General features: G+C 62.1%; 22 protein-coding genes. 9 read left to right on the top strand and 13 right to left on the bottom strand.

Annotated features, from left to right (window positions below; translation table 11 throughout):
* Positions 1–158: 158 nt before the first annotated feature.
* Both D3D02_RS09710 and D3D02_RS09705 read right to left on the bottom strand, forming a co-directional pair.
* Positions 159–1,430 carry an RNA-guided endonuclease TnpB family protein gene (locus D3D02_RS09710; protein WP_121569778.1) on the bottom strand — a complete coding sequence of 424 codons (1,272 nt, stop codon included), beginning with the start codon at positions 1,428–1,430 and terminating at the stop codon, positions 159–161.
* A gap of 235 nt (positions 1,431–1,665) precedes the next feature.
* The gene (locus tag D3D02_RS09705) at positions 1,666–3,027 is read right to left on the bottom strand and encodes an NAD-dependent succinate-semialdehyde dehydrogenase (RefSeq protein WP_121569794.1); all 1,362 of its coding nucleotides are present in this window, start codon (positions 3,025–3,027) and stop codon (positions 1,666–1,668) included.
* A gap of 245 nt (positions 3,028–3,272) precedes the next feature.
* On the opposite strand from D3D02_RS09705, the gene D3D02_RS09700 reads away from it, so the two are divergent.
* Complete coding sequence (locus tag D3D02_RS09700; protein ID WP_121569777.1) at positions 3,273–4,409, top strand: thiolase family protein; 1,137 nt, start codon at positions 3,273–3,275, stop codon at positions 4,407–4,409.
* 59 nt (positions 4,410–4,468) lie between these two features.
* Here D3D02_RS09700 and D3D02_RS09695 read toward each other — a convergent pair whose 3' ends face one another.
* The 6 genes from D3D02_RS09695 to D3D02_RS09670 form a co-directional block, all read right to left on the bottom strand.
* Positions 4,469–4,678, bottom strand: a complete 210-nt coding sequence (locus D3D02_RS09695) for a hypothetical protein (protein ID WP_147435600.1) — start codon at positions 4,676–4,678, stop codon at positions 4,469–4,471.
* 113 nt (positions 4,679–4,791) lie between these two features.
* The gene (locus D3D02_RS09690; RefSeq protein WP_121569775.1) at positions 4,792–5,598 is read right to left on the bottom strand and encodes an ABC transporter permease; all 807 of its coding nucleotides are present in this window, start codon (positions 5,596–5,598) and stop codon (positions 4,792–4,794) included.
* The gene (locus D3D02_RS09685; RefSeq protein WP_121569774.1) at positions 5,595–6,524 is read right to left on the bottom strand and encodes an ABC transporter permease; all 930 of its coding nucleotides are present in this window, start codon (positions 6,522–6,524) and stop codon (positions 5,595–5,597) included. The genes D3D02_RS09690 and D3D02_RS09685 overlap by 4 nt, the downstream gene beginning before the upstream one ends.
* Positions 6,525–6,559: 35 nt before the next feature.
* Positions 6,560–7,756: a Xaa-Pro peptidase family protein gene (locus D3D02_RS09680; protein WP_121569773.1), complete on the bottom strand. Its 1,197-nt coding sequence runs from the start codon at positions 7,754–7,756 to the stop codon at positions 6,560–6,562.
* Positions 7,753–8,817 (bottom strand): ABC transporter ATP-binding protein, encoded by a 1,065-nt coding sequence (locus tag D3D02_RS09675; protein WP_158599349.1) that lies wholly within the window; start codon positions 8,815–8,817, stop codon positions 7,753–7,755. Before D3D02_RS09675 ends, D3D02_RS09680 begins: the two co-directional genes overlap by 4 nt.
* Positions 8,818–8,921: 104 nt before the next feature.
* On the bottom strand, positions 8,922–10,121 hold the full coding sequence (locus D3D02_RS09670; protein WP_121569771.1) for a PotD/PotF family extracellular solute-binding protein: 1,200 nt from the start codon (positions 10,119–10,121) through the stop codon (positions 8,922–8,924).
* Positions 10,122–10,315: 194 nt separating this feature from the next.
* Between D3D02_RS09670 and D3D02_RS09665 the strand changes: the two genes are divergently transcribed.
* The 8 genes from D3D02_RS09665 to D3D02_RS09630 all read left to right on the top strand — a co-directional run bounded on the left by D3D02_RS09665 (position 10,316) and on the right by D3D02_RS09630 (position 19,692).
* Positions 10,316–11,614, top strand: coding sequence for an ArgE/DapE family deacylase (locus D3D02_RS09665; RefSeq protein ID WP_121569770.1), 1,299 nt, complete (start codon positions 10,316–10,318; stop codon positions 11,612–11,614).
* Positions 11,611–12,477, top strand: a complete 867-nt coding sequence (locus tag D3D02_RS09660) for a creatininase family protein (RefSeq protein ID WP_121569769.1) — start codon at positions 11,611–11,613, stop codon at positions 12,475–12,477. The genes D3D02_RS09665 and D3D02_RS09660 overlap by 4 nt, the downstream gene beginning before the upstream one ends.
* On the top strand, positions 12,477–13,385 hold the full coding sequence (locus D3D02_RS09655) for a CoA transferase subunit A (RefSeq protein WP_121569768.1): 909 nt from the start codon (positions 12,477–12,479) through the stop codon (positions 13,383–13,385). The genes D3D02_RS09660 and D3D02_RS09655 overlap by 1 nt, the downstream gene beginning before the upstream one ends.
* On the top strand, positions 13,382–14,326 hold the full coding sequence (locus D3D02_RS09650) for a CoA-transferase subunit beta (protein ID WP_121569767.1): 945 nt from the start codon (positions 13,382–13,384) through the stop codon (positions 14,324–14,326). Before D3D02_RS09655 ends, D3D02_RS09650 begins: the two co-directional genes overlap by 4 nt.
* A complete protein-coding gene (locus D3D02_RS09645; RefSeq protein WP_121569766.1) occupies positions 14,323–15,699 on the top strand; it encodes an aspartate aminotransferase family protein in 1,377 nt (458 codons plus the stop codon). The genes D3D02_RS09650 and D3D02_RS09645 overlap by 4 nt, the downstream gene beginning before the upstream one ends.
* A gap of 140 nt (positions 15,700–15,839) precedes the next feature.
* Positions 15,840–16,328, top strand: a complete 489-nt coding sequence (locus D3D02_RS09640) for an Lrp/AsnC family transcriptional regulator (protein ID WP_121569765.1) — start codon at positions 15,840–15,842, stop codon at positions 16,326–16,328.
* Positions 16,329–16,668: 340 nt separating this feature from the next.
* Positions 16,669–17,991, top strand: a complete 1,323-nt coding sequence (locus tag D3D02_RS09635) for an aspartate aminotransferase family protein (RefSeq protein WP_121569764.1) — start codon at positions 16,669–16,671, stop codon at positions 17,989–17,991.
* Between the two features lie 105 nt (positions 17,992–18,096).
* Positions 18,097–19,692 (top strand): AMP-binding protein, encoded by a 1,596-nt coding sequence (locus D3D02_RS09630; protein WP_121569763.1) that lies wholly within the window; start codon positions 18,097–18,099, stop codon positions 19,690–19,692.
* 62 nt (positions 19,693–19,754) lie between these two features.
* Here D3D02_RS09630 and fdhF read toward each other — a convergent pair whose 3' ends face one another.
* The 5 genes from fdhF to D3D02_RS09605 form a co-directional block, all read right to left on the bottom strand.
* Positions 19,755–23,024 carry a formate dehydrogenase subunit alpha gene (gene fdhF / locus D3D02_RS09625; RefSeq protein WP_121569762.1) on the bottom strand — a complete coding sequence of 1,090 codons (3,270 nt, stop codon included), beginning with the start codon at positions 23,022–23,024 and terminating at the stop codon, positions 19,755–19,757.
* Positions 23,025–23,027: 3 nt separating this feature from the next.
* Positions 23,028–24,581, bottom strand: coding sequence for an NADH-ubiquinone oxidoreductase-F iron-sulfur binding region domain-containing protein (locus D3D02_RS09620; RefSeq protein ID WP_233560628.1), 1,554 nt, complete (start codon positions 24,579–24,581; stop codon positions 23,028–23,030).
* Positions 24,582–24,916: 335 nt separating this feature from the next.
* Entirely contained in the window at positions 24,917–25,768 is an 852-nt protein-coding gene (locus tag D3D02_RS09615; RefSeq protein ID WP_121569761.1) for an aldo/keto reductase, read from the bottom strand.
* A 64-nt stretch (positions 25,769–25,832) separates the two neighbouring features.
* On the bottom strand, positions 25,833–26,114 hold the full coding sequence (locus D3D02_RS09610; RefSeq protein ID WP_121569760.1) for a hypothetical protein: 282 nt from the start codon (positions 26,112–26,114) through the stop codon (positions 25,833–25,835).
* Between the two features lie 63 nt (positions 26,115–26,177).
* On the bottom strand, positions 26,178–26,456 hold the full coding sequence (locus tag D3D02_RS09605) for a winged helix-turn-helix domain-containing protein (protein WP_121569759.1): 279 nt from the start codon (positions 26,454–26,456) through the stop codon (positions 26,178–26,180).
* Positions 26,457–26,646: the final 190 nt, after the last annotated feature.

Here is a 26,646-nt window from a genome sequence, read left to right as displayed (position 1 = left end):
TCATCAGTAGACTCCGCTAGGAGCCGGTTGAGATCGTCCTCACTGAGGTGACGGACGATCTCTTTGCGGCGATCTTCAGACATACTCTCATATCAGACGCTACCTCCATAACTTCCCCTAACCACTAAAGCCCCGAGGCTTTCGCGTGGACTCCCGTTCTAACTGCTGAGAGCAGTAGGTGAATATTCGCCGTTCACGTTCAGCGTCCCGCGATTCAAGCGCACATCTACGGGTGCGCCTCCGTCGTTTGCGTTTTGCCGACGACGGAGATACTGCAAACCGATGTTCTTCGAAGCGTTGTAGTCAGCGTGGTTCTCGTACCCGCACTTCTGACAACAGAACGCTTCACCAGACCGATTGTCGCTGTGGGTAAACCCACACGTCGAACACCGCTTGGAAGTGTTCCGAGGGTCAACCTGCACGACCTCCACGCCGTACTCCTCGGCCTTGTACTCAACGTACTCGTAGAGGCGTCGAAAGGCCCAGACGTGTTGCCACGTCGCCTTCAAGATGTTCTCCCGAATATGGGTCAAGTCCTCGAACACGATGTGTGAGCAGTCGTGTTCGACGGCCTCCTCGATGAGTTCGTTTGCCACCGAGTGTAGGAATATCTCGAAACGCCCCGTCTCTTTGCGACCCACTGATTCGATGTCCTCGTGAGCGTGGCGAGAGCCACACTGTTGAAGCGACCCACGACGTCTCTCGTACTCCCGACGCCAGTGGTTGAACTCGTCTGCCGACCAGAATCGCCCCGTCGAAGCGACGGCGATATTGTTGACGCCCAAATCCACACCAAGGACTGTTCTGTGCTTGGAGTCGGATTCAGGTTCGTCATCTGCTTCGACCTTCCGCATCGAGGCGTGCAAGTACCAGTCTCCGTCGCGGTGCTGCAAGTGCGCCATCCTGAACTCAAAGTCCTCGTCGGAGACGTACTTCGTCGGGGGGTTCTCCGAGTTGTCGGGGAGGATGTAGTCGCACTCGATTCTGCCGTCTACGGTCGAAAGGGAAACGTGGTCGCGGTGGAACGTCGCACTCCGCTTGTCGTACACCGCGCTGTCCGCTGAGAAGTGGGGTCGCGATGTGTTCTCTCCACGCTTGAGGCGTTCGACTCCACTTTTGACTGCTTCAACAGCCCGACGAATGCCTTTCTGGACGAGGTTGGCGGTGAGGTCGGTTTCGTCGCGGAGTTGGTCGTACAGAGCGCGTTCGGCTTTGGCTTTGGATGTGACGTGGTATCCGTCGTCGTCACCAGAAACGCGAGATGTTTCTGGTTGGCAGCCAGATTCCTCTGGAATCTGGCGACGCCCGTGCCAGCACCACTCGCTTGCGGTGTTGGCGCAGTGTTTGAACTGCTCGACAGTCTCGCGGAGGAGCAGGTCGGCTCCTTCAGGAGTGTCGAGTTTGATGACGGCGGTTCGACGGTATTCCACTGTGTTTCACATATTTGGCTGTGGTTATTTAGTAGTTGGGAGTCGGCCTGCCTTTGTAGCGTGGTTTGTGTCCTCGGTTGTCGGCTTCCTCCCCGAGGTCAAGCCTCGGGGCATCCGCCTTGATCTTTTTCTGTGAACTCTACGAAGGGAAGTCTAGCAGCGTTTGTCCGTCTTCACGCACCCGTCCGGTACAGTCGTGCGATCGGTTGCAAACGCTACTATCTCTCGGGACGCTTCATTCGACCCAGACCGTCTTTCGGTTGACGAACTCCTGCATTCCGATCTCCGATAGCTCGCGACCGTATCCCGAGTCCTCGATGCCGCCGAACGGCACCCGTGGATCGGATTTCACGAGTTGGTTTACGTACACGCAACCGGCCTCGATCTCGCTGGCAAGCGCCGTACCCCGGTCGCGGTCGGCCGTCCACACGCTGGCACCGAGTCCGAATCGCGTCCGGTTGGCGACCGCGACGGCTTCGTCCTCGCTCTGGACGCGCTCTACCGTGGCGACCGGACCGAACAGCTCCTCGGTGCTGGCGGGACAGCCGCGAGGCACGTCGGTGAGGACGGTCGGTGGATAGTATGCGCCGTCGCGATCGAGCGGTTCACCCCCGACGAGAACTTCCGCACCGGCCTCGACGCTCGCGGTGACCTGTTCGTGTAGTTCCTCGAGGAAGTGCGGTGCCGATTGCGGACCGATGTCCGTCTGTTCGTCCATCGGATCACCGACCGTTAGCTCGTCTATCGCGTCTACGAGCTCGGTCGTGAACTCGTCGTACACGGCGTCGTGGACGACGAATCGCTTGGCCGCGATGCACGATTGCCCGCCGTTCTGGTTTCGCGCCCACGCGCCGCGCTCCGCCGCACGCGAGACGTCGGCGTCGTCGAGGACGATAAACGGGTCGCTGCCGCCGAGTTCGAGCACGGTCTTCTTGAGGTGTTCTCCCGCGGTCGACGCAACCGCGCGGCCTGCGGGTCCACTGCCCGTCAGCGTCGCCGCCTTCACTCTGTCGTCGCTGATCATCTCGTCGACGAGGTCGCTGGGTGCCAACACGGACTGGAAGACGCCTTCCGGATACCCCGCTCGCTCGAAGGCGTCCTGGATCGCGAGGGCACACCCCGGGACCGACGACGCGTGCTTGAGCACGCCGACGTTTCCGGCCGTGATGTACGGTGCCGCGTAGCGGAACACCTGCCAAAACGGGTAGTTCCAGGGCATAACTGCGAGGACCGTCCCGAGGGGTTCGTACGACGTCTTCGCCGTCGTTCCGGGGGGACTCGGGAAGTGTTCGTCCGCCAGATATGTCCCCGCGTATTCAGCGTAGTGGTCACAGACCCAGGCGCACTTTTCGACCTCCGCGATGGCCTGCGAGAAGGGTTTTCCCATCTCGACGGTCATCTGCTCGGCGTACGTTCGCTTTCGCTCTCGCAGCACCTCAGCGACGTCCGCGAGCAATCGTTCGCGCTTCCGCAGTGGTTCGTTCGACCACAAATCGAACGCGTCGGAGGCACGGTCTAAGACCGCTTCGACCTCGTCTTCGTCCGCATATTCGTACGAATTTACCTGTTCGCCCGTCGCGGGATTAACTGACTCCAATCTCCCCATATCTAATTGGATTCCAGTTCACTCTGACTTATTCTATTAATATAAATCTGACTAAAATAACTATAATCGAACCAAGTTCAGAAATATCCCGGAAAACAAAACAACTGCCAACGCGTATTTCGGTGTCACGGCCGGGCGTGACCATCCGCGCACTCTCGAACAGGTTCATCGAACGAGATTCAAAATAAAATAGAATCCAAAATATAATACTCTGATCGAACAACAGCCAACCCGTTATGGAAGACACGACACCCGTCGTCGTCGAAGCCGTTCGAACGCCGCAAGGCCGCCGAGACGGGGCATTCGCGGAGACGCGTAGTGAGGACCTCTCGCTTCCCCTCGTCGAGACGATTCTCCAACGGACGGGGCTCGGAGAAGCCCACGTCGACGACCTCTTGTGGGGCGTCGCTCAGCAGCGCGACGTACAGGGAAACAACTTGGCACGCGTTATCACGCTTCTCGCCGGGTTGGAATCCGTCCCCGGAGCGACGATCAACCGCTGGTGTGCGTCCTCCGCGGCCGCCGTCGCCAGAGCGGCCGACGCCATCGCGAACGGGCAGCGCCGCTGTCTCCTCGTCGGCGGCGTCGAGAACATGAGCCAGGTCGGCATCGAGGGCAACGTCGACAACGTCCATCCAGGATTAGCCGACCGATACGACCTCGATGCGCTCACGATGGGGACGACCGCGGAAAAAGTCGCAGAGCGGTTCGACGTGTCTCGTGACGCCCAGGACAGGTACGCTCTCCGCAGCCACGAGCGGGCCGCCGAAGCCACCGAAACCGGGCGCTTCGAGGACGAGATCGTTCCCGTCGAGACCGACGACGGCGTCGTGACGACCGACGAATGTATCCGGCCGGACACGTCTCTGGACGCGCTCTCCGAACTCCCAACTGTGTTCAAAGACGACGGAACCGTTACGCCGGGGAACGCCTCTCAGATCAGCGACGGCGCGGCCGCGATGTTGCTAACGAGCCGTGGCTTCGCTGCGGAACACGGCCTCGACGTGCTGGCCGAAGTGGGCGACCACTCGGTCGCCGGCGTCGATCCGACGATTATGGGCGTCGGGCCGATCTACGCGGTCCGAAAACTCACCGAACGGACCGGACGCTCCGTCTCGGCGTACGATCTCGTCGAACTCAACGAGGCGTTCGCCTCCCAGACGATCCACTGTCGGCGCGAACTCGGGATCGACGAGGAGATATTCAACGTCAACGGCGGCGCGATCGCCCTCGGACATCCGCTCGGGGCTACCGGAGCGCGCCTCCCGGTGACGCTCATTCACGAAATGCGTCGCCGGGGTGCATCCCGTGGCCTCGCGACCGAATGTGTCGGGCACGGTCAGGGGATGGCTATCGAGTTCACCGTCGACTAGCGGGTACTGGAGGCCGTTTCACGCCGTCGGTCCTCGTCGCCCGCGTCGACGCAGCGTTCTCACTGATCACGTCGACGCTCTTCCAACTCGCGTGCGCGCTCGCTAACCTTCGAGAGTTCGCGCACCACTTCGTCGTCTCGTCCTCCGTGTCCGACGCGAACGGACAGATCCAGTGGCGACGGGACGAACCGACTGTCGCTGTCGGTTTCGCGCTCCTCGTCAGTGTCCCCGACGAGTGCGAGGAACACGTCCCATAGACTGCGGAGCATATTCGTTACGACACGCTGCTACATGATAAGTACACAGGCCCCGCCCGGGTTCTGATCGAGGGTCCGCTCTCAGCGCGGGTCTGATACGAAAAAATGTGTTCGAATGACGGCCGCTACTGCGACTGCCCGTTCGAGAGCACGAACCGCTGGACGACGATCCCCAGGATGGGAATCGCCGTCGTCACCACGAGCACGAGCGTCGCCAGGACGTTGACCTTCGGCGTGATGAGCGTCCGAACCATCGAGTAAATCACGACGGGTACCGTCGTCGTGGTCCGATCGACCCAGAACTGGGAGGCGGTGAACTCCCCGAACGAGATGACGAACGAGAGGACCATCGCGGTCAGGATCGAGGGGGCGACGATCGGGAAGGTGACCTCCCGGAACGTCGTGAGCCGGTCCGCGCCCAGCGTCATCGCCGCGTCCTCCAGCGACTCGTCGAACAGGTAGAGTCGGCTCCGGATGACGAGGAACGCATAGGGGAGCGCGACGAGCGTGTGCATCACGACGAGCCAAAGGATCGAGCGGTCCCAGCCGATCTGCACGAAGAGGATCGTCGACGAGACGCCGATGATGACCGGGGGTACGAGCATCGGCGTGAGCATCGCGATCGCGAGCGACTTCTTGAACGGGAACTGCTTCCGAACGAACCCCATCGCAGTCGCGGTGCCGATCGCTCCTGAGAGCAGTGCGGCGGCGACCCCGACCTTGAGACTGTTCCAGATCGCCGCCATGAAGGTGTCGTCCTGCAGGAACGCCCCGTACCATCGCAGGCTGTACTCCGAGGGTGGGAAACTCGGGATGCGTGCGGCGTTGAACGAGTTGATGACGACGACCGCCAGCGGCAGGAGCATACTCAGATAGATGAGCAACGACGCGCCCTTCACTGCCGGCCAGTTCCAGCGACTTGAGCCACTCATATCTGGGTTCCCTCCAGTGCTTCTTCGAGGTCCGCTTTCCGCGTGAAGAGATACAGCAGGACGGCGAGAAAGAGGATGTAGACTAACGAGAGCGCGGCCGCAAACGGCCAGTTGAAGTCGTTCGTGAAGATGGTCGCGATCACGGGTGCGATGAGGCGGTCTTCAGGGCCACCGAGCAACGCGGGCGCGACGAACGATCCCGCAGAGAGGATGAACGTGAACAAGATTCCCGAGACGACGCCCGGCCACGACAGCGGGAGCGTCACCTCGAAGAACGCTCTGGCGTCGCTCGCTCCGAGCGTTTTGGCCGCTTGAATCACGTCCTCTTCGATCGTCGAGACAGCCGAGTATACGGGAAGCACCATAAATGGCAGAATACTCACGACTAATCCGAGGATCATCCCGTTCGTCGTGTAAAGTAGCTGTACCGGTTCGCCAATGACACCGATCGCCGTCAGGAACTTGTTGACCACGCCGTTGCGACCGAGTACCGTAATCCAGGCGTACGTACGGATGATGAGCGGGACCCAGAACTGCACGACGACGAGGCCGAGCAGTACCGGCGTCCAACGGCTCTCGGTCCGACCGAGGAAGTAGCCGAGCGTGTACCCCAGTGGGAGCACGATCAGGGTCGTGATGATACCGATCTTGATCGAGTCCCAAATGACGGTGTGGTACACCGACGAACTCACGAACTCACGGTAGTTCGCGAGCGTGAGTTCGTAGACGATGCTGCCGGCCTCACCGGGTTTGAAGAAACTGAACGCGACGATAATCGTCAGCGGCGCGACCAGGAACAGCAGGATCCAGAAGAGCCCGGAACCCGGAGAGACGAGGAACCGGACGCGCCGGTTCTCCATCAACTGTTCTTTGAGTCCAGCGGTGTAACTCTTCGACGCCGATTCGGGAACCGACTCACTGGCCATCTTCGGCCTCCTTCGTAGATTGTCTCTGCATCATATCAGACGAACTTGTCGTGGTGCGGGTGGGCCGTCCGTGACAGCACCTTCGAACCGGAATCGGTGACTAACACCATATCCTCGAAGCGGACTCCCGCGACTCCTCTGTTGAACAGCCCCGGTTCGATCATTACGATCATATTCTCTTCGAGCGTCGGGTTCGCTGTCGGGCCAATGTAGGGCGGTTCGTGGGCGACGGTCCCGATGCCGTGTCCGATGTACCCCATCGTGAACGAGTCCTCGTAGCCGTACTCTGCGAAGATCTCCCGGGATGCCTCGTAGACCTCCTGTCCGGAGACGCCGGGCTCGATGGCGTCGATCGCCGCTTGATGGGCCTGGAACGTCGCCTGGTACATATCGCGCTGTGCGTCCGAGGGAGTGCCGAGGAACAGCATCCGCGCGAGTTCGCTGTAGTACCCCTTGTACATCGGCCCCTCGTCGAGTTGGACGAACTCGTTCCGCCGGATGCGTTTCTGCGACGGGAACTCCTGACAGCGCGACCAGCGCACGCCCGAGGAAACGATGGCCGGCAGCGCGTACGCACCCGCCGCACCGGCGTCGAGCATCGCCTTCATAATCGTCCCCGACACGTCACATTCCCGCACACCGACGTCGACGGCCTCGATCCCGGCTTCGATCCCGATCTCGGCGATCTCGAGCCCTTCGTCGATGAGCGCGATCTCTTTCGGGCTCTTTACCGCCCGCGCGCGGTAGAGCAGATCGCCGGCGTCGATGACGTCGGCCCGCGGGAGTGCGTCGCCGAACTGTCGTGCGAACTGGAACTCCATATGCGGGTCCAGCCCGACGGTCCCGTCGGCGGCACCGTGGTCGTCGAGCACAGAGGCGAACGCGTCTACGGCGTCTTCCGTCCCGGTCGAGAACGAACGGACGTCCGCCAGCCAGTGGCGGTCGGCCAGGTCTTCGGCGAGTCGCGGCGCAGCGAGGAACGTCGGCTCGCCGTCGCGGGGAATGACGGCACCGTGTTCGGCCGACAACGAGAAACTGTCGTACGGGCCGATGCCAACGAGGTACCGCGTGTTGTCCGTGCGGTTGAGGACGAGCGCGTCCACCCCTTCCTCGGCCATCATCCCCTGTACCTTCTCGATGTTCTCACGCGCGACAGACTCCAGGATCCGGAAGTACTCGTCGCGTTCGTACTGGCGCGTCTCCCGATGCCCGACCGGCGGTTCCGCGCTCATACGGGGGCGGCCTCCGCGGTACGTACCTGCCCTTCCAGTGGCGTGAAGATGACGTCCTCCGGCGCGATCGAAATAGACACCGACGCCCCTTTTTCGAGTACGTCGGTGCCGCCGTGCTTGCGCTTGCCGCTGACCTCGACGACCGAGTCGAGTTCCGGCACATCGACGAGGTATACGACGTCGCGACCCTGGTAATCGACTTCGTCGACGACTCCTTCGAAGGTGTTCGTCGGGTCGGCGTCGCCCGTGGCGAACCCGACGAGTTCGTTCCGGAGGAACAGCGCGACGTCGTCGCCGTCGTCGATGTGTTCTTGTGGAGTCACGTCGAACGTCACCCCACTGGTGGTTTCGATCTGTGGCGTCGAACCGTCGCTGTAGACACCATCGAGCCGTGAGGACTGACCGAGGAACCCGGCTACGAAGGGCGTTTCGGGGTTCTGATACGCGTTCTTCGGATCGCCGAACTGCTCGACTTGGCCATCATTTAGAACCGCCAGCCGGTCGCCCATCGAGAGCGCCTCGGTCTGATTGTGCGTCACGTAAATCGTCGTGACGCCCGTCTCGCGCTGGATGCGTTTCAGTTCGTTCCGCATCGAGTGCCGCAGCTCTTTGTCCAGATTCGACAGCGGTTCGTCCATCAACACGAGGTCGGGATCGAACGCGAGTGCGCGGGCGACCGCGACCCGCTGTTGCTCGCCACCCGAACACTCGTGGGGGTACATCTCGGCGTACCCCTCAAGCGAGATGATTTCGAGCATCTCCTCGACTCGGCGTTTCCGTTGGTCCGAGTCGACGCCTCGCATCTTCAATCCGAAGCCGATGTTCTCCCCAACCGTCTTGTGTGGGAATAGCGCGTAGTCCTGAAACACGACGCCGATGTCGCGCTCGTAGGCAGGCAGATCTGTCAGGTCTTGCCCACGCAGGCGGATCGTACCTGCGGTGGGCGTCTGGAGCCCGGCGACGTTGAGAAGCGTCGTCGACTTTCCGCACCCGGACGGGCCGACAACGGTGATGAACTCGCCCTCCTCGACCGTGAGCGAAATTCCGTCGACGGCGGTCAAGCCACCAAACTCCTTTCGTAAATTATCTATCTCTAAGAATGACATATGGATGGTAATTCTGGGTGTTGTGTACGTGACGTACTGGCGTAAGACACTTGCTAGCGCTAGCTTTTCTGGATCTCTTCCCAGGTCTTAGACCACTGGTCGTTGTGTTCGTTTTTGTAGCTCGGATTCAGGAACGTCAGGCGCTCACCACCGGAGGGATCGTAGTCGTAGAGGCCTTCGATCTTGTCCGAGGTGGCCCCGGTCGCCGGCGGGTATCCGATGTTCTCTGCGAGGCCCGTGATGACGTCGTCTTCGAGCACGAAGTCGAGGAACGCGAGCGCGGCGTTGCGTTTCTGCTCGCTGAGACCCTGGACCATCACCCAGTTGTCCGACCACCCGTAGGCGCCCTCTTTCGGCACGACGTAGTCGAGATGGTCGTACCCGTCGTTGACTGCGCTGTAGATACGCCCGCCCCACGCCTCTCCGACAGAGGCCGTCTCCTGGCTGAAGAGTCGGACGAGTTCGTCGCCGCTCGTCCAGTACTTGACGACGAGGTCTTTCTGTTCTCGAACCGAGTCCCAGATCTTCTGGATGCCGTCCTCGTAGGAGCCGTCCACCTGGATGTTGTTCGGGTCCATCCCGAGATACAGGGCGGTCGTGAAGACCCGAACGAATCCGAAGCCTTCCATCGTTACGCGGCCTTTGTTCGCGGTCTCCCAGGCGGCGGCCCACGAATCGAGCTCACCGAGTTCGTCTTTGTTGTACGCCATTCCGACCGTGCCGTACGTCGCGGGGACGGCGTGCAGCATCTCTCCGGGGTCGTAGACCGGATTCTGGAACGTGTTCAACAAGTTGCCGTAGTTCGAGATGCTGTCCGATTCGATCTCCGCCCAGACGTCTTCGCTCGCCCCGTTGTAGAGCGTCGAGGCGGACGTGATCGTGAGGTCGGTGTCCGACTGACCGGCCTTGATCTTCGAGTAGGCGTCGAACTGGTTGCTGACGAGACTCGTTTCGATCGTGACCCCGTATTCGGATTCGAATTTATCGAACACCTGCGACTGGTAGGCGTCGATGTAACTCCCACCGGGAACCTGTACGACGAGCGAGTCCGCCATCTCGTCCGAAGCCGCCGTCGACGACGCCGAACCCGTGGTCGTACCGGTGCTCTCACTCTCGCCGTCACCACCCCCGCCGCCAGTACAACCGGCGAGGCCAGTGAGACCGACTGCAGCACCGCTCCCGAGCGTTTTGAGTATCGTCCGCCGCTTTTGCGTACCCGTCTTTGCCCCTGAACGTTCGACCGGAGACTCCTTGTTCATCGTGTACAAGGTTGACACGCGCCTCCAAATATTTAAAGGTTGGTGGTGTCGTTGACTGACGTTCTATTCTAAAGATAATAACGGAACATCGTACGAATATACACGAAACTATTAAAACATATAGGATGGAATTCGAACGTGTATGAGAGAGTGGTGCATAGCGCCCGGAACGCGTTACTACTTCGAGGTTACCGATGACTAGCATCGACGATACGGACCGTGAAAACGTACTGACAGCTGTCGAAGAACTCCTCCCGGAACTGCAGGAGTTCGTCGGCGACCTCGTCGCAGAGCGGAGCGTTTTGGGGGACGAAGCCGGCGCCCAGGCCGTCGTTCGCGACCGGCTCGAAGCGCTCGACCTGTCGGTTCGCGAGCTCAACGCCGACGACGTCGACGGGATTCGCGATCATCCGGAGTTTTCCGACACCGGCCACTCCTACGAATCGCGCTCGAACCTGGTGGCCGAACGCTCGGGCACCGGCGAGGGACGGTCGCTCGTGTTCAATGGTCACGTCGACGTGGTCCCCGAGAACGACCGCGAAAAGTGGTCGTTCGATCCCTTCTCCGGCGCAGTCGAGGATGGTCGGATCCTCGGACGCGGCGCGTCGGATATGAAAGGCGGCGTCGGCGCGATGATCTTCGCGCTCGCCGCGCTCGATCGCGCGGGCGTCACGCTACAGGGCGACCTCGCGATCGAAACCGTGATCGAAGAGGAAGCCGGCGGATTCGGCGGCTCACTCGCGACCGCGCTCGCTGGGCCCGCGGCCGGCGGCGCGTACGACGCGGTCGTCATTCCCGAGCCGACGGACTTCGATATGTGGATCGCCAACGACGGGGTTTCGTACTTTAGAGTCACTGTCGAGGGCAAAAGCGCCCACGCCGCACGGACGGACGACGGCGTGAACGCCGCCGCAAAGCTCTATCCGATCTTCCAGGCGCTCTCTGAACTGCACGACGAGCGGAAGACGAGCGTTCACGACCCGCTGTTCGAGCAGTGGTACGATCAGACCGTCTCGCTCAACCTCGGGTCGATTCACGCCGGCGAGTGGCCGTCGAGCGTCCCTGACGAAGCCACCCTGGAGGCGCGCATCTCGCACGCCCCCGCGGAGACGCGCGAACACATCCACACGGTCGTCGAAGAAACTGTCCGCGAGGCCGCCGACGATCCGTGGTTCGACGAGCATCCGCCAACGGTCGAGTGGTTCGGCTGGCGCGGGAGTTCCGCGAAGATCAGCACTGACGAGCCCATCATCCACGCCGTGCAGGACGTGATGGGGACAATGAACGGCGAGAGCCAGCCCAAAGGGTTCCCCGGCGGGATCGATTCGCGCTTCTTCGTGAACTACGCGGACACCCCGGCGATCTGTTTCGGCCCGGGCGCGCACAACATCCACGGCACCGACGAGTTCCTCCCGGTCGACGAACTCGAACGGATCACGAAGGCGTACGCACTGCTGGCGATGGAGTGGTGCGGGTACGAGGAGGACGAATGAGCGACGAGTATCGGTACGACAAACTCACCTGGCCGGAGGTGAACGAGGCCGTCGAAGACGAGAAGATGGTACTGGTCCCGGTCGGCGCGACCGAGGATCACGGCCATCACCTCCCGCTCGACGTCGACCGCGAACTCGTTTCGGCCATCTGCGAGCGAACGGCCCGCGACCGAGACGACACCCTCCTGTTTCCGACCGTCGATCACGGTTACCTCCCGCACCATATGGACTATCCCGGCGGGATCACGATCGACTGGGAGACGTTCGTAAAGCACACCATCGACATCTGCGTCTCGCTCGCGCACCACGGATTCGAGAAGATTCTCCTCGTCAACGGCCACGGCTCGAACGACCACCTGCTCCAACAGGTCGCCCGGCAGGTGATCCTCCAGTACCCTGACGTCCACTGCGGGAACCTATCGTGGTGGCAAATCGAGGAGGTACGTGAAGCGGCACGCACCCACCGCGACGCGGGTCCGCAGGGCTCAGCGCACGCCGGTGAAATGGAGACGTCGATGTATCTCGCGCTGCACCCAGACGACGTTCGCACTGACGAACTGGCCGACGACGTCTCCTACCCCGAATCGAAGCACTTCAACAACCTGGACCTGGCCGGCGAAACGCGCGAGGAGGAGTCGACGCCGGTCGCGATGATGGAGTGGTGGTCGACCGTCTCCGAGACCGGAACGATGGGAGATGCGACCGAGGCAAGTGCCGAAAAGGGTGAGGCGTTCCTCGACGCTGCGGTCGAGGGACTGCACTCGGTCCTCGATGAGTACCGCGATCACCCGATCCGCGACATCGACGACCACCACGCTCGAACCGTCGAAGATCACGAGTACGATCCGTTTAGACCGAAATAATGAGCGACACACACGACAAGACACAGACGCTGCAGACAGCGATTTCTGATCACGTCCCGGACGGCGCAAGTATCGCGTTCGGTGGGATGGGTGGCCGCGACCCGGAAGCGGCGGCGCGGGAAATCATCCGACAGGAAAAGACCGGCCTGCGCGTCGTCGACGACGCCCGAACGACGCTGTTCGACGCGATGGTCGGTGCCGGCTGCGTCGACGAGTACGTCGGCTCGTGGGTCGGGACCAGCCTCATCTCACAGGGACACAACGTCCGCCGGGCGGTCGAAGAGGGCGTCCCGAAGGACCTGACGATGCAGGACGTCTCGAACTTCGGTTCCTCGCTGATGTTCTTCGCGGGCGCGATGAACGTCCCGTTCGTCCCGACGCGGTCGATGCTCGGGACGGACATCGCCGAACACAACGACGACATCGAGGTCATCGACGACCCGTTCGGCTCGGGGGAGCCGCTCGCTGCCGTGCCGGCCGCGACGCCGGACGTCGCGATCATTCACGTCCAGCAGGCAGACCGCCACGGCAACGCCCACATCTACGGGAACACGGTCAACGACCACCTCAAAGTCAGGGCGGCCGACACGACGATCATCACCTGCGAGGAGATCGTCCCGAGTGAGACGATCGCGGAGTCGCCCGAACTCACGAAGATCCCCTTCTACACGGTCGATTCAGTCGTCGAGGTGCCCTTCGGGAGTCACCCGTGGCACTGCTACGGACACTACTACGCGGATCTCCCGTTCTATCGGGAATACGGTCTGCGGTCGCAGGACTACGACGAGTTCCAAGACTGGCTCGACGAGTGGATCGTCCCACACGAGGAGTACCTCGAGAAGGTCGGCGCCGACCGACTCGCTCGTCTCGAAGAACTCGAACAGACGATCAACGGTGGCAAACTATGACTGGTGAGACAGATCCCGAGGGAGACGGCGGCGCGACGGATGGGTCGCCGCTCGACGTAGCGAATCCAGACGAACCGGCCGACGATTACTCGCTGACCGAACTGCTGGCCGTCACCGCGTCCCGCGAGATCGACGACGGCGAAATGGCGTTCATCGGCGTCGGGATGTCGCTGATCTCGGGCGTGCTGGCGAAGTACACGCACGCGCCCCGCTGCCAACTGGTCACGGAGTCCGGATACGTCGGATCGCGGCCGCCGGGCGTCGTGCAGTCAATCTCCGACAGCGTGCTCGGCGTCGATTCGCTCGTCGCGACGGACCAAATGCAGATCTTCGTCGACAATCAGCGCGGCCTGTTCGACGTGGGCATCATCGGTGCCGGACAGATCGACAAGTACGGGAACACGAACTCGACCGTCGTCACGGGGGCCGAGGGATCCTACGAGAACCCCAAGGTTCGGCTCCCTGGTTCGGGGGGGAGCAACGACATTATGACCTCTTGCGGCCGGACGATCGTGATGATGCGACAGCGGGCCCGGGCGTTCACGTCCGAGCTGGATTACGTCACGGCTCCGGGGTATCTCGACGGGCCGGGCGCACGCGAGGAGTTCGGCTTCCCCGGCGGCGGCCCCGAGACCGTGATCACTGATATGGCGGTGTTCGGCTTCGACGAGGAGACCAAAGAGATGTACTTACGTTCGACGCATCCCGGGATCGACGTCGAGGAGGTCCGCGAGATGGTGCAGTGGGACCTGAACGTCGCCGACGACGTCGGAACGACGCCCGTTCCGACCCGGCGGGAGGTGGCGATGCTCCGGACGATCGATCCCACGGACACCGTCTTACGCGACACCGACCGCATCTACGAGATCGGATTCGACGAGTGGGCCGATACGATGGAACGGAACTGGAAGCGACTGATGCAGATCGAAGAGGACAAATGAGTCACCAACAGCGACCGACGACGCCAGGAACGGAACTCGGCGGGATGTTTCCCCGCGTGTTCGACACGGAGTACGTGACGATCACGCGCGGGCAGGGCCACTACGTGTGGGACGCCGACGACAATCGATATCTCGACGCGATCTCGGGTAATCAGAACGTCAATATCGGACACGGACGAGAGGAGATCGCCGCGGCCGCCAAAGAACAGATCGAGACGCTCGAGTACACCTCGAGTATGCTGTTCGCGAACGAACCGGCGATGGAGTACACCGCGAAGATCGCGGAGTTCACGCCGGACGGCTTCGAGCACACGTGGCTCGTTGGGAGCGGTTCGGAGGCCAACGAGAGCGCGATCAAGATGGCCCGGCAGTACCACTTCGAGCGTGGCGACGAGCGAAAGTACAAGGTCATCGGCCGCCGGCGAAGCTACCACGGGAACACGGCGGGTGCGATGGCCGTGTCGGGATTTCCGGCCCGGAAGGACAAGATGGAGCCGCTGTTCCAGAACTTCCCGAAAGCCCCGAGTGCAACCCCGTACCGCTGTCCGTACTGTGACGGAGACGGCGGCCGCGAGTGCGGGATCGAGCGTGCGAACGAACTGGAGCGGATCATCCAGGACGAGGGCGCAGAATCCGTCGCGGCGTTCATCACCGAACCGGTGACCGGGGCAGCCAACGCCGGGGCGTATCCGCACGACGGCTACTTCGAGCGCGTCCGCGAGATCTGCGACGAGTACAACGTCCTGATGATCGTCGACGAAGTGATGGCCGGGTTCGGTCGAACGGGGGAGAACTTCGGGATCGAACACTGGGACGTCACGCCGGACATCATCACGAGCGCGAAGGGGATGACCGGCGGCTACACGCCCGTCGGCGGGACGATGCCGCACCGACGCGTCGTGGAGGTGTTCGAAGACCTCGAAAACGGCTTCCAGCACGGCCACACCTACTGCTTCAACCCCGCTTCGGCAGCCATCGGCAAGGCCGTACTCGAATATATGCAGGCACGCGATCTCGTGGCCAATTCACGGCAGGTCGGTGCATATCTCCACGAGGAGTTACAGCGGCTCTATAAGTACGACTTCGTCGGCGACATCCGCGGCAAGGGGCTGATGCTCGGGATCGAATTCGTCGGCGACCGCGAAACGAAAGCGCCGCTCGAAGATACCGGCGAGCGGTTCCAGAACGAACTGTTCGAGAGCGGACTCGACAACAGCATCATCACGTACCCGACCGGCGGCCACGTGGACGCCTCGAAAGGCGACCTCACGTTACTCACGCCGCCGCTGACGATCGACGAGGCGGACGCCGACGAGATCGTCGATCGGATGGACGCGACACTGGCGGACGTCGCTGACGAACTCGGACTGTAACTCGGGCGGTCACGCTTCGTCGGCACCCCCTACCGATTGAACCAGATTTAATATTACGGCGCATTTTAAAACAACGTACCGTATAACGGCCGCCGACCCTGCCGCGATCGGGGTCGACGGCGAGCAAGACACACCACACTATGGACGAGAAAGACATTCGGATTCTGAAGACGCTCGCTCGCGAAAAGACGAGCGGTCCAGAACAGATCGAAGCCGAAACGGGAATCCCGAAGTCGACAGTACACTACCGGCTGAAACAGCTCCGAGAGGACGGCGTCATCGAGAACGACCTCTACGATATGGACCTCTCCAAGATGGGGGTGACGCTGACCGTCATCAGCGAGGTGAACGCGAAGTTCGACGAGGGCTATCACGAGGTCGTCGGTGAGAAACTGGCCGACCTGGAGTCGGTCTCACAAGTGTACTTCACGATGGGTGACACCGACTTCATCGTTATCGCGCACGTGACCAAGCGGGAGAAAGTCGAATCGCTGATCGCGAGCTACGAATCGATCGACGAGATCCAGCGGACGAGCTCGAAGTTCGTCATCACTACGGTCAAGAACGAACCACGTCCGATCAACGATCTGGAGAGCGAGACGCTCTTAGAAGCGATCGAAAACCTCTGATACGGTCGGATAGAACTCTATGAAGCGTATCGGAACCCCGTAGAGATCAACGTAATTCACGAACTGCTGGTCAACAGTATGAGAACCGGAGACGGCCACGCCTCGCCGTCCCGACTGCCTCGCTCGCACTTGGCGTCTTCTCGGGACGCTTCGATTTCTGCCGGCCCTACCTATCCGACCGATCGAAACGTCCTCAATTTCAGGGACGAGAGACTGAAACACTTCATCCGATTATATATCTGTTTTGTCGCACTCCATCTGTGTACACGATATTTACCCGGATAAATTCCAACAATCACCAGATTAATGGTACTGTGTTCATACACATAGCTCAGGGCCAATGTCGCAGGAACACACCACAGACCGTTCTAACGCTGCCGTCGAGGAGCGGTACGATCGGTACCTGATGCCGATCTGGAAAGAGCTGAACACACCGATCAAGCGTGCGTCCGGGTGCACCGTCGAAGACTTCGAGGAGAACGAGTATCTCGACGTCTTCTCGGGTATCTCGGTCACGAACGTCGGTCACACGAACGACGCGGTCGTTTCTGCGGCGAAAGAGCAACTGGACGAGTTCGTCCACGGTTGCACCTACGTCCATCCGCACGAGCCTGCGGCGGAGCTGGGCGAGAAGCTCGCAGAGATCACCCCGGGGGACCTCCAGAAATCGTTCTTCTGTAACTCCGGAACGGAAGCCGTCGAAGGCGCGATCAAACTCGCGCGGAAGTACACCGGGTCGAAGGAAGTGCTGGCCCTCGAGATGTCCTTCCACGGCCGGACGATGGGGTCGCTCGCGCTGACTGGGAACAAAGGCTACAAATCCGAGATGGGCCCGACCCTCAACGACGTCTCGCACGTCGCCCCGCCGTACGCCTACCGCTGTCAGATGTGCGACGGCGGCCCCTGTTCGGGTGGCTGCGCGACCGACGTCGAACGCGTCATCGACTCGCACACGACCGGTGACCTCGCTGCGGTTGTCGTCGAGCCGGTGATGGGCGAGGGTGGGATCATCGTCCCTCCATCAGGGTGGTTGGAAGAGGTCCAAGAGATCGCACACGAGCACGACGCACTGTTGATCGTCGACGAAGTCCAGTCCGGATACGGACGCACCGGCGAGATGTGGGCGTCCGATCACTTCGACGTCGTCCCGGATATTATGCCGCAGGCGAAGGGGATCGCCAACGGGCTTCCGCTGGGTGCATTCACCGCCAAGCCCGAAATCGCCGACGCCTTCGAGTCGGGCGATCACCTGTCGACGTTCGGCGGGAATCCGGTGACGTGCGCGGCAGCGCTGGAGACGATCAACCAACTTCAGGACGGCATCATAGAGAACACGCGAGAGCAGGGCCAGTGGCTCGGAGATAGGCTCGCAGAACTCGAAGCCGAGTACGACGTCGTCGGCGATACGCGCGGACTCGGACTGATGCAGGGCATCGAGATCGTCACCCCCGACGAACTCGGGCCGATGGACGTCGCGCCCGCACCCGATCCGAAGCTGACGGGTCAGATCGGCACTCACCTCCGAGACAACGGGATCATCATCGGCACCGGCGGCTTCTACAAGAACGTCCTGCGGTTCCAGCCGCCGCTGACGATCTCCCGTGACCAACTGGTGCGGACGGTCGACGCCATCGAAGACGCCATCGTCGAACACACCGCGTGAGGAGGTGAGTGGTTCGGTCGCGCCCCTCGTCGCCGCGGACACGCCCGCAGCGCACAGCGAAGCACATAACACGGTCGCCCTCCGCGCATCACCTGAGACACACGTATGAACGCACCGGCCAACCAGACGTTGCGGACGCTCTTCGAGAACGCTCTTCAACGATACCGGGACCGGACCGCCCTCGTTACGGCGGACCGCACCCTCAGCTACGAGACGCTCGATTCCCGTTCGTCGGCGTTGGCGGCGGCGTTCATCGACTCGGGCCTCGAACCGGGTGATAAAGTCGCGGTGTTGCTGTCGAACCGCCCCGAATCTGTTCTGGTCGATCTCGCGATCATCAAGATGGGTGCCGTTCGCGTCCCCCTCAATCCGATGCTCTCGTCGGAGGAGATCCAATATATCCTCTCGGACTCCGGGGCCCGGGCGGTCGTCTGCGAACCGGAGTACTCCGATCCCGTCGCCGAACAGGCTACTGCGACGGCTGCGCCGGAAACCGTCGTCGTCGTCTCGGACGACCCGCCGGACGACATCCCCGAGACGACCGTTCGGGACTACCACGAGATGGTCGCCGGCGACACGTCTGTCGAGCCCACCTACCGTGACCTCGAAGTCGCCCCCGACGATCCGGCCGGTCTCTTCTACACCGGCGGGACGACAGGGAAGCCGAAAGGCGTCGTGTACTCGCAGCACAGTCTCGTCGCGAGTCTCTACGCGCACCTCGCCGAGTTCGGATTCGACGGACGCGATACGGGTCTCGTCGTCACCCCCTTGTCGCACTCCGCCGGGACGTTTCTGTGGGCGAACCTCCTGGGTGGCGGACGAACGGTCGTCCAGCGGGGCTTCACCCCGGAGAGTCTCCTTGATGCTATTGAGCGCTACGGCGTCACGTGGACGTTCGTCGTCCCGACGATGATCTACCGGCTTCTGGAAGCGCCCTACGACTCGTACGATTGCTCCTCTCTCGAACGGATGCTTTACGGCGCTGCACCCATCCGTTCCGACAAACTCGAAGACGGAATCGCCGCCTTTGGCCCGATATTCTGTCAGTTCTACGGACAGACGGAAGTTCCGAACCTGATCAGCGTGCTCGGCCGAAAAGAACACGCGATGGCCACTGACGGTCGCGCGCCCGAGCGACTGGAGTCCGCTGGCCACCCCTGTCTGATGGCCGAGGTCCGCATCGCCGACCCGGACACCGGCGCGGAGTTGGACGCTGGGGAGGTCGGTGAGGTTCTGGCGACCGCTCCCTATGCGTTCGAGTACTACCACAACCGACCGGAGGCGACCGAAGACACGCTCGAAGACGGCTGGGTATCGACGGGCGACATCGGTCGCCTCGACGGCGACGGATATCTCTACCTCCTCGACCGAAAACACGACGTGATCGTCTCGGGCGGGCTCAACGTCTACAGCTACACCGTCGAGAACGCGTTGACGTCTCACCCTGACGTCGATCAGGCGGTCGTGTTCGGCATTCCGGACGAGACGTGGGGCGAAGCGGTTCACGCCGTCGTCGTCCCGGCGGCTGCCTCCCTCACCGAACGGGAACTGCAACGCCACGCCAGTGAGCACCTCGCGGATTACGAACAGCCGAAATCACTCAGCTTCGTGGACGCACTCCCAACGACGTCACACGGGAAAGTGGACAAAGCCGCGCTCCGAGACCCCTACTGGGAGCATCAGGATCGGTCGATCAACTGAGGGCCGGAGCGACTCCTGCCTGCTGCCGGTCGACAGACGCCTCCGTCGCCCGACGACTTGGCTCAGTCCGAGCGGACGCCGTCGCTTCTATCCGGCGCTTCGAGGACGTCTTCTTGGGTTTCCATTCCGAGCGATTCGATGCGGACGCTCGCAACCTTGTACTCTGGAATCCCCGACGTCGGGTCGAAGGTCTCCTGAGTCAGTTCGTTCACCGCACCCGCGGCGAAGTGCATCGGGATAAAGACGGTGCCCTCGCCGACTCGATCGGTGATCTCCGCCTTCACCACGATCGCACCGCGCCGTGACGTCACGCGGACGTACTCCCCCTCGTTGACGCCGAGCGAGTCCGCCAGTTCGGGGTTGAGCTCGACGAACGACTCCCCGACGTGGCTCATCAGCCCTTCGACGCGACGCGTGAGCTGTCCGGTGTGCCAGTGATACAGCACACGCCCCGAGGTGAGGGTGAGAGGGAACTCCTCGTCGGGTAACTCTCCCGGCTTCTGCATATCCGCGGGTACGAAGCGGGCCTTCCCATCGGGATGGTTGAAATTACCGTTCTCGTAGTTGTAGAGGTAGTCGGTTCCGGGGTGGTTCTCGTCCGGTACGGGCCACTGGAGACCGTGCTCGTCGCCGCTGTCAAGTCGCTCGTAGGAGACTCCGCCGTAGATGGGCGTGAGGCTCGCGATCTCGTCCATCACCTCGCGTGGGTGGTCGTAGTCCCACTCGTAGCCGAGTCGCGCCGCGAGCGCCTGGGTGATCTCCCAGTCCTGTCTGGCTGCTCCGGGCGGGTCTGCGACCCCGTTCACCCGCTGGATCCGACGCTCGGTGTTCGTGAACGTCCCCGTTTTCTCGGGAGAGGTCGCCGCTGGAAGGATCACGTCCGCGTACTCGGCCGTCTCGGTCTCGTAGATGTCCTGCACGACGAGGAAGTCGAGCTCGTTGAGTGCTGCCGCGGCATGGGAGAGGTCAGGCTCCGAGAGGGCCGGATTCTCTCCAACGATGTACATCCCGCGGAGGTTCCCCGCCTCTGCTTCGTCCATCATCTGTGGGACTGTCAGACCGGCCTCTGCCGGCGGCCGTTCTCCCCACGACCGCTCGAACTTGTCGAGCACGTCCTCGTCTTCGACTGACTGATACCCGGGTAGCGAGTCGGGGAGCGTCCCCATATCCCCGCCGCCGCCCTGGACGTTGTTCTGCCCGCGGAATGGCGATAGGCCCGCCCCGGGTTTGCCGATCTGTCCGAGGACGAGTGCGAGGTTCGCAAGCGCGAGGCAATTCTGGGTGCCGTGGCTGGACTGGGTCATTCCCATCGCCCATCCAATGACCAGCGAGTCGGCGGTACAGACCGTCTCCGCGGCCGCGACGAACTCCTCCCGCGGGACGCCGACCAGTTCCTCGACACGGTCCGGCGTGAAGGGCTCGACCTTCTTCACTAACTCCTCGAAGTTGTGCGTGTTGCGTTCGATGAACGGCTTGTCGTGGTGGTCGTGCTCGATCGCGTACCGAATGAGCCCATTGATCCACGCGACGTCGTAGCCGGGTTTCGTCCGGCAGTAGTGGTCGGCGTGCTCGGCGACGCCGATTCGTCGCGGGTCGAAGACTGTGAGCGAGGCCCCGTCGCGGACGTTGCGCTTGATTCGGGTTGCGAGCACCGGATGCGACTCGGTCGTGTTCGACCCCGTGATGAGGTAGGCGTCTGCCTCGCCGATGTCCTCGTTAATGCGGTTCGTCATCGCACCGTACCCAACGGTCTGCTGGAGGGCAGCGACGGTCGAGGAGTGACAGAGTCGGGCGCAGTTGTCGACGTTCTTTGTGCCGAGCACCTGCCGGGCGAACTTCTGGACGAGATACGCCTCCTCGTTCGATCCCTTCGAGGACGCCAGCGCGGATACGGCGTCGCGGCCGTGCTCGTCGCAGATCTCGCGGAACTGCGCTGCGACGAGATCGAGTGCTTCTCCCCAAGAGGCCTCCCGCAGCGCCCCGTCGTCGCCGCGGATCAGCGGCGAGGTGAGCCGGTTTTCGGACTCGGCGAACTCGTGTCCGAACTTCCCTTTCACGCAGGTCGAGAAGTCGTTTGCGGGCGCATCGCTCGGGTCTTCGACGGGCTTGACACCGCGGTAGTCGCCGTCGGTGCCGACCATCTCGAAGCGACACCCGACCGCACAGAAGCCGCACGTCGTCTCCTCGGTGTCGACATCGTCGAGTCGGTAGTCGCTGACGCGGTCTGCGATCTCGAACATCTGGCCCTCCGAGAGCGTCTTCGTCGCCATCGACTCCGCAGCGTGCTCTCCGGCGACGAAGGCTCGCTTGCCGTACTCGGTGACGGTGTCTTTCGCGGCGTTCTTGGCCTTCGCCATAAACCGCGCGACGCCGGACTTCTCGGAGACGTCAATGTCGTCTCGATCCTCCCCGTCGGCCTCGACACCACGGTTCGGCGCGGACGTATCGTCGAGCGTTTCGACGGGCTCGCGGTCGATGACGTCCCCGATCGAATTGCGCTGATTGAACCCGGGGAGCGGGAGCGTCGCCATATCGGCCATCCCCTTCTCGGTGAGCGAGCCGGTCGGACAGACGGTTGCACAGTGCCCGCAGGAGACGCACTCGGAGTCGGCCATCGTCTCCGCGTCGGACTGGAATCCGATGTGCGTGTCCGCGCCGCTTCCCTCGATCTTGAGGACGCCCTCGGTCTGGACGTCGTTACAGGCCTCCACACAGCGGTTACAGAGAATGCATTTGTTGCGGTCGATCTGGATGAACGAGGAGGTGTCGTCGAGCGGTTCATACTCATCGCGTTCGTCGTAGACGCCGAACCGCGGCTCCTCGACATCGTTCTCGATCGCCGCGTCCTGCAGTTCGCACTGCCCGTTCTGGTTGCAGGTCGTACACCGGAGGTTGTGGTTCGACAGGACGAGATCGAGGTTTACGTCCCGCGCCTCGGCGGCACTTTCCGCGTCGACTCGAACTGTCAGACCCTCTTCGACGGGGAACGAGCAGGCCGGGACGAGCCCTTCCTCCGCTGTCTGCACCATACAGGTCCGGCACTCGCTTCGCGGACCGATGTCGTCGGCGCACTCGGTGTCACGGTCGTAGTAACAGAGTGCGGGCACGTTGTCGGCGGCGTCCGCTTCCTGTAACGCGGTGAGAATCGTCTCGCCGGCCTGTACGGCCACCGACGTCCCATCGACGGTGAGCGTCACCGTCTTCGAGTCCGTGGGCAGTTCGGGATCGTTCGCCGTCCCGTCGTTGAAATCCTCGGTTAACGGCGTCTCTTTTCCCGGTCTCTCCGTCTTCGGGACGTGTGGTAACGGTGTTGTGGTGTCGTGAGAACTCATCGGTCAGTGGTCACACGATTTGCTGGGGCAGTGTCCATTCGCGTGCGCTCGAAACTCGGACTCGAACTCGTCGACCGCTGAGGCGACCATCCGGGCGGTCTCGACGCCGAAGTCACAGATCGACGAGCGCTCCATTACGCGCGTCAGTTCGCGTATGCCGGCAGCGTCGTACTCGCCGTCGTAGACTTCCCGGAGCACGTCGAGCAGTTGTGTCGAGCCCTCGCGACAGGGAACGCACCGCCCGCAGTTCTCCGCGGCGGCGAACTTCGCTCGCTCGCCGACCTCGGCGACCACGCAGCGCGATTCCGCGAGTAGTTCGACGCTCTCGTTCGTTCCGAGTGAGGCATCGCGGAGCGACGACGCCTCAACGGAGACGTCAAGATCGGCGGTAAAGCCGCCGAACTGGCCGCCGACTACGGCGGCCTCGAAGTCGAGGGTGCCTTGCTGCTCGGCGGAACCGGCTGTCAGTTCGACGGCGTCCGTTATCGTACTCAGTGGACGTCCGGTCGGCAACTCGACGGTGGCTGGCGCCTCCACGTCACCAGTAACGGTGACGAGGCGCGTCCCCGGGTCCGGATCGGCCTCGTCGAACGCGCTCGGATCGACGAGCGCCTGATAGATTTGTGCGAACGTCCGTGGGGTGTGAAGGACCGTCGGACGGCCGTAGAGGCCGTGTGACGCCGGTCCCGGTGGTCCTCGGCGTGCCTCGATCCGATCGGCTCCCTCCAGCGCTTCGAGCGCCATCGTCGGCTCCCCGGCGCGGTAGCTGTCTGGCCCACTGACGACGGTTGGGACGATATCGAAGTACTCGCGACCGGCCTCGATCACGCGGTGGAGGTGTTCGTGCAGCCAGTCGTCGGTCTCGTTCACGTAGACGATCAGCTCTGTGGCGTCGACGTGGCTGGCGACGGTGGTCGCCGCGTCGAGAACGGTGAACGGAACGCTCGCCACGAGGAGCGCGTCGGCTCGCGCGCGCTCGTCGGCCTCGTTCGCGTTCACGACGACGACGGGCTCTCCATCCGTTTCTAGCGCGGTCGTCCACTGCTTGGCGACCGGCGCGTCGGTGGCCGCGTCGCCCCGACCACGCCCGAGAAGACCCAGATCCGCGATCCGGTCGACGGCCACGTCGTCGGTCAGAAACTCGTGCTCGGTCGGATCTGTCGAATCGATCCAGCCGCAGGAACCGAGGACGCGCCGTTCTCCGACTGCTAAGGCTCCCGTTTTAGACGACAGAAGGCCCGTTCCGTCCTGCTCGTGCCTGAGGACCTCGCTGGCTCCTGCGGTGGGTAACTCGCCCGATTCGAGCGATTCGACGAGCTCGGGGACGTCGTCGACGTCCGCATTCGGATAGAGTGCCGTCTGGTCGTCGATCGTACAGAGGACGAGCGGTTCGAGTCCGGGGTGTCCCGCCGGCCCCGTCGAGACGACCGGGACGTCCGTTGCAGACGTTCGAGCCGCTTCGATCAGGCCGTCTCCGACACCGACCCCTGGACGCCGGGCGATCCGGATCGCCTTCGAGTGTAACTCCGTGTCTTGATCGTACGTTGTCGAGGCCACGTTGCTGAGTGGTAGCTATCCGTGTGCCCACAAAAATCTCCCGGAGAGGTTAAATAAATATAGTTAACAAAAGTAGCTGTGCTCGAACGTGACAGAATGAAAAAGCGACAGTAAATGGCCTGAAACGGAAGAATACGAATTACTGAAAAACACCTGTATACTTACGCCCTCTGCGGAAGAAATCATATTTAGTTACATCGGAATCGGGGCGAGACTCTTCGCATCGATCTTCTATCGTAGACTTTGCAACTGGTTGCGCATCTGCGCACCCGCCGTCGTACGATCGGGTGTGTGAAGACTTACAAACTCCGCTCTCTGTCCCCGGTTCGTTCCCCTCACGCACCCAGGCGTCGCATCTCCTCGTCGGTCAGTTCGAGGTGCGAGGCGGCGACGTTCTCTCGAAGGTGCGGAATCGACGACGTCCCCGGGATGGGGAGGACGACGGGTGAACGTTGTAGTAGCCACGCTAGCGCGACCTGGTACTCCGAGGCGTCGTTGGCGTCGGCGACGTCCGTCAGGACCGCTGCCTTCTCGTCGCCGAGATCGCCCGCTCCGAGCGGGAACCACGGGATGAAGCCGATTTCGTTCGACTCACAGACGTCGAGTACGGCCTCGTTCTCGCGGTTCCCGAGGTTGTATCGATTCTGCACGGTCGCGATCTCGACGATGTCGCGTGCCGTCTCCAACTGTTCGACGCTGACGTTGCTGAGGCCGACGTGTCCGATCACGCCCTCGTCTTTCAGTTCTGCGAGCGCCGTGACCGACCTCTCGAAGTCGACGTCGGGATCCGGGCGATGGTACTGATACAGGTCGATGCAGTCCGTTCGGAGTCGGTCGAGGCTACAGAGGTGCGCGTTTCGGAGGTAGTCCGGGTCGCCGTGAGTGAGCCAGTCACCGTCGCGGTTTCGGAGCAACCCACCTTTGGTGGCGACGACGAGGTCTTCGGGGTACGGCGCGAGCGCCTCGGCGATCAGTCGCTCGCTGGTCCCCGGTCCGTAGGAGTCTGCGGTGTCGATGAAGTCCACGCCGAGGTTGACGGCCGTCTGGAGCACTCGTTTCGCGTTCTGGACGTCGTCGGGGTCGCCGAGCACGTCGTCGCCGGTGATTCGCATCGCACCGAATCCCAGCCGATGCACAGTCAGTTCGCCACCGATGTCGAACGTGCCGCTCGCGTTGCGAAGTGTCACGGCGGGTGAACGGTCGGAATCGACGTAAGTGATCCGGCGAGCCCACCGCTCGATATCCCCCTCGCTATTGCCAGGTGACGTACGCGAGGACGCTAATCCCGGCCGTTTCGAGGATCTGGAGGATCATCATCACCTGGACGGCGATCGTCGGCATCGCGGGGGCGGTGAAGTAGAAGTACAGTGCGACTACGTTCTCCGCTAAGAGAAAGCCCGCGAAGACGATCGACGCCAGCGTGAAGGGAGCGCGGATCTCCCGATACGTGTTGACCCACACGCCGATAACCACCAGTAGGAGGAGGATGTTGAGTGCTGCCGCGAGGCGGGCCGCGTCCAACATTAGCGTCATAGTGCCACTCCCCGACCGCTCTCGAGTGTCTTCGCGCGTCGATGGGTTCGTCTGTGGGTCGTCTTACTCATCGATCTGTGTGATAATTTTCTCGACGGTGTCCCAGTGCTGTTCCGCCCGCTCGCTCGGGAGATAGACGGTGCCGTAACTCGCGTCGCTGCTTGTGATGATCCCGTTGTCCTCGAGGACGTCGAGGTGGTGTCTGATGGTGTTGTACGCCAGATCGAACTCCTGGGCGAGCTGATTGGCGTTCCGTGGCCGTCGGTCCAAAGCGCGCAGGATACGGGCACGGTTCGGCCCGCCACGTGTACCGGCGAGCGTCTGCCAGAGGACCGTATCCATTCTCCGGGTGATTCACCGTGCGCGATTATGAATCCTCCGGCGGTGTACAGATTGATACCCATTTGGTTTCTGTTCTGAACCCACCGATCCGGCAGGCCCCACACATTTCATATATCCGAGTATAGCGCATAAAATTCTTTCGGGTGTGAAAACTATACTGTCGAATTAGGCTCTATGGACCGAATTTAGA

Source organism: Halobellus sp. Atlit-38R (assembly GCF_003665925.1).
In the GTDB taxonomy this organism is placed as follows: Archaea; Halobacteriota; Halobacteria; order Halobacteriales; family Haloferacaceae; genus Haloquadratum; species Haloquadratum inordinatus.
Note: the sequence above shows the minus strand (reverse complement) of the source record. Positions and strands in the feature narration are given on the sequence as shown.

Bases quoted from the DNA above. Each gene is read 5' to 3' on its own strand.
- D3D02_RS09700 (WP_121569777.1), top strand. From the start codon at position 3,273: ATGGAAGACACGACACCCGTCGTCGTCGAAGCCGTTCGAACGCCGCAA.
- D3D02_RS09695 (WP_147435600.1), bottom strand. From the start codon at position 4,678: ATGCTCCGCAGTCTATGGGACGTGTTCCTCGCACTCGTCGGGGACACT.
- D3D02_RS09690 (WP_121569775.1), bottom strand. From the start codon at position 5,598: ATGAGTGGCTCAAGTCGCTGGAACTGGCCGGCAGTGAAGGGCGCGTCG.
- D3D02_RS09685 (WP_121569774.1), bottom strand. From the start codon at position 6,524: ATGGCCAGTGAGTCGGTTCCCGAATCGGCGTCGAAGAGTTACACCGCT.
- D3D02_RS09680 (WP_121569773.1), bottom strand. From the start codon at position 7,756: ATGAGCGCGGAACCGCCGGTCGGGCATCGGGAGACGCGCCAGTACGAA.
- D3D02_RS09670 (WP_121569771.1), bottom strand. From the start codon at position 10,121: ATGAACAAGGAGTCTCCGGTCGAACGTTCAGGGGCAAAGACGGGTACG.
- D3D02_RS09665 (WP_121569770.1), top strand. From the start codon at position 10,316: ATGACTAGCATCGACGATACGGACCGTGAAAACGTACTGACAGCTGTC.
- D3D02_RS09660 (WP_121569769.1), top strand. From the start codon at position 11,611: ATGAGCGACGAGTATCGGTACGACAAACTCACCTGGCCGGAGGTGAAC.
- D3D02_RS09655 (WP_121569768.1), top strand. From the start codon at position 12,477: ATGAGCGACACACACGACAAGACACAGACGCTGCAGACAGCGATTTCT.
- D3D02_RS09650 (WP_121569767.1), top strand. From the start codon at position 13,382: ATGACTGGTGAGACAGATCCCGAGGGAGACGGCGGCGCGACGGATGGG.
- D3D02_RS09645 (WP_121569766.1), top strand. From the start codon at position 14,323: ATGAGTCACCAACAGCGACCGACGACGCCAGGAACGGAACTCGGCGGG.
- D3D02_RS09640 (WP_121569765.1), top strand. From the start codon at position 15,840: ATGGACGAGAAAGACATTCGGATTCTGAAGACGCTCGCTCGCGAAAAG.
- D3D02_RS09635 (WP_121569764.1), top strand. From the start codon at position 16,669: ATGTCGCAGGAACACACCACAGACCGTTCTAACGCTGCCGTCGAGGAG.
- D3D02_RS09630 (WP_121569763.1), top strand. From the start codon at position 18,097: ATGAACGCACCGGCCAACCAGACGTTGCGGACGCTCTTCGAGAACGCT.
- fdhF (WP_121569762.1), bottom strand. From the start codon at position 23,024: ATGAGTTCTCACGACACCACAACACCGTTACCACACGTCCCGAAGACG.
- D3D02_RS09610 (WP_121569760.1), bottom strand. From the start codon at position 26,114: ATGACGCTAATGTTGGACGCGGCCCGCCTCGCGGCAGCACTCAACATC.
- D3D02_RS09605 (WP_121569759.1), bottom strand. From the start codon at position 26,456: ATGGATACGGTCCTCTGGCAGACGCTCGCCGGTACACGTGGCGGGCCG.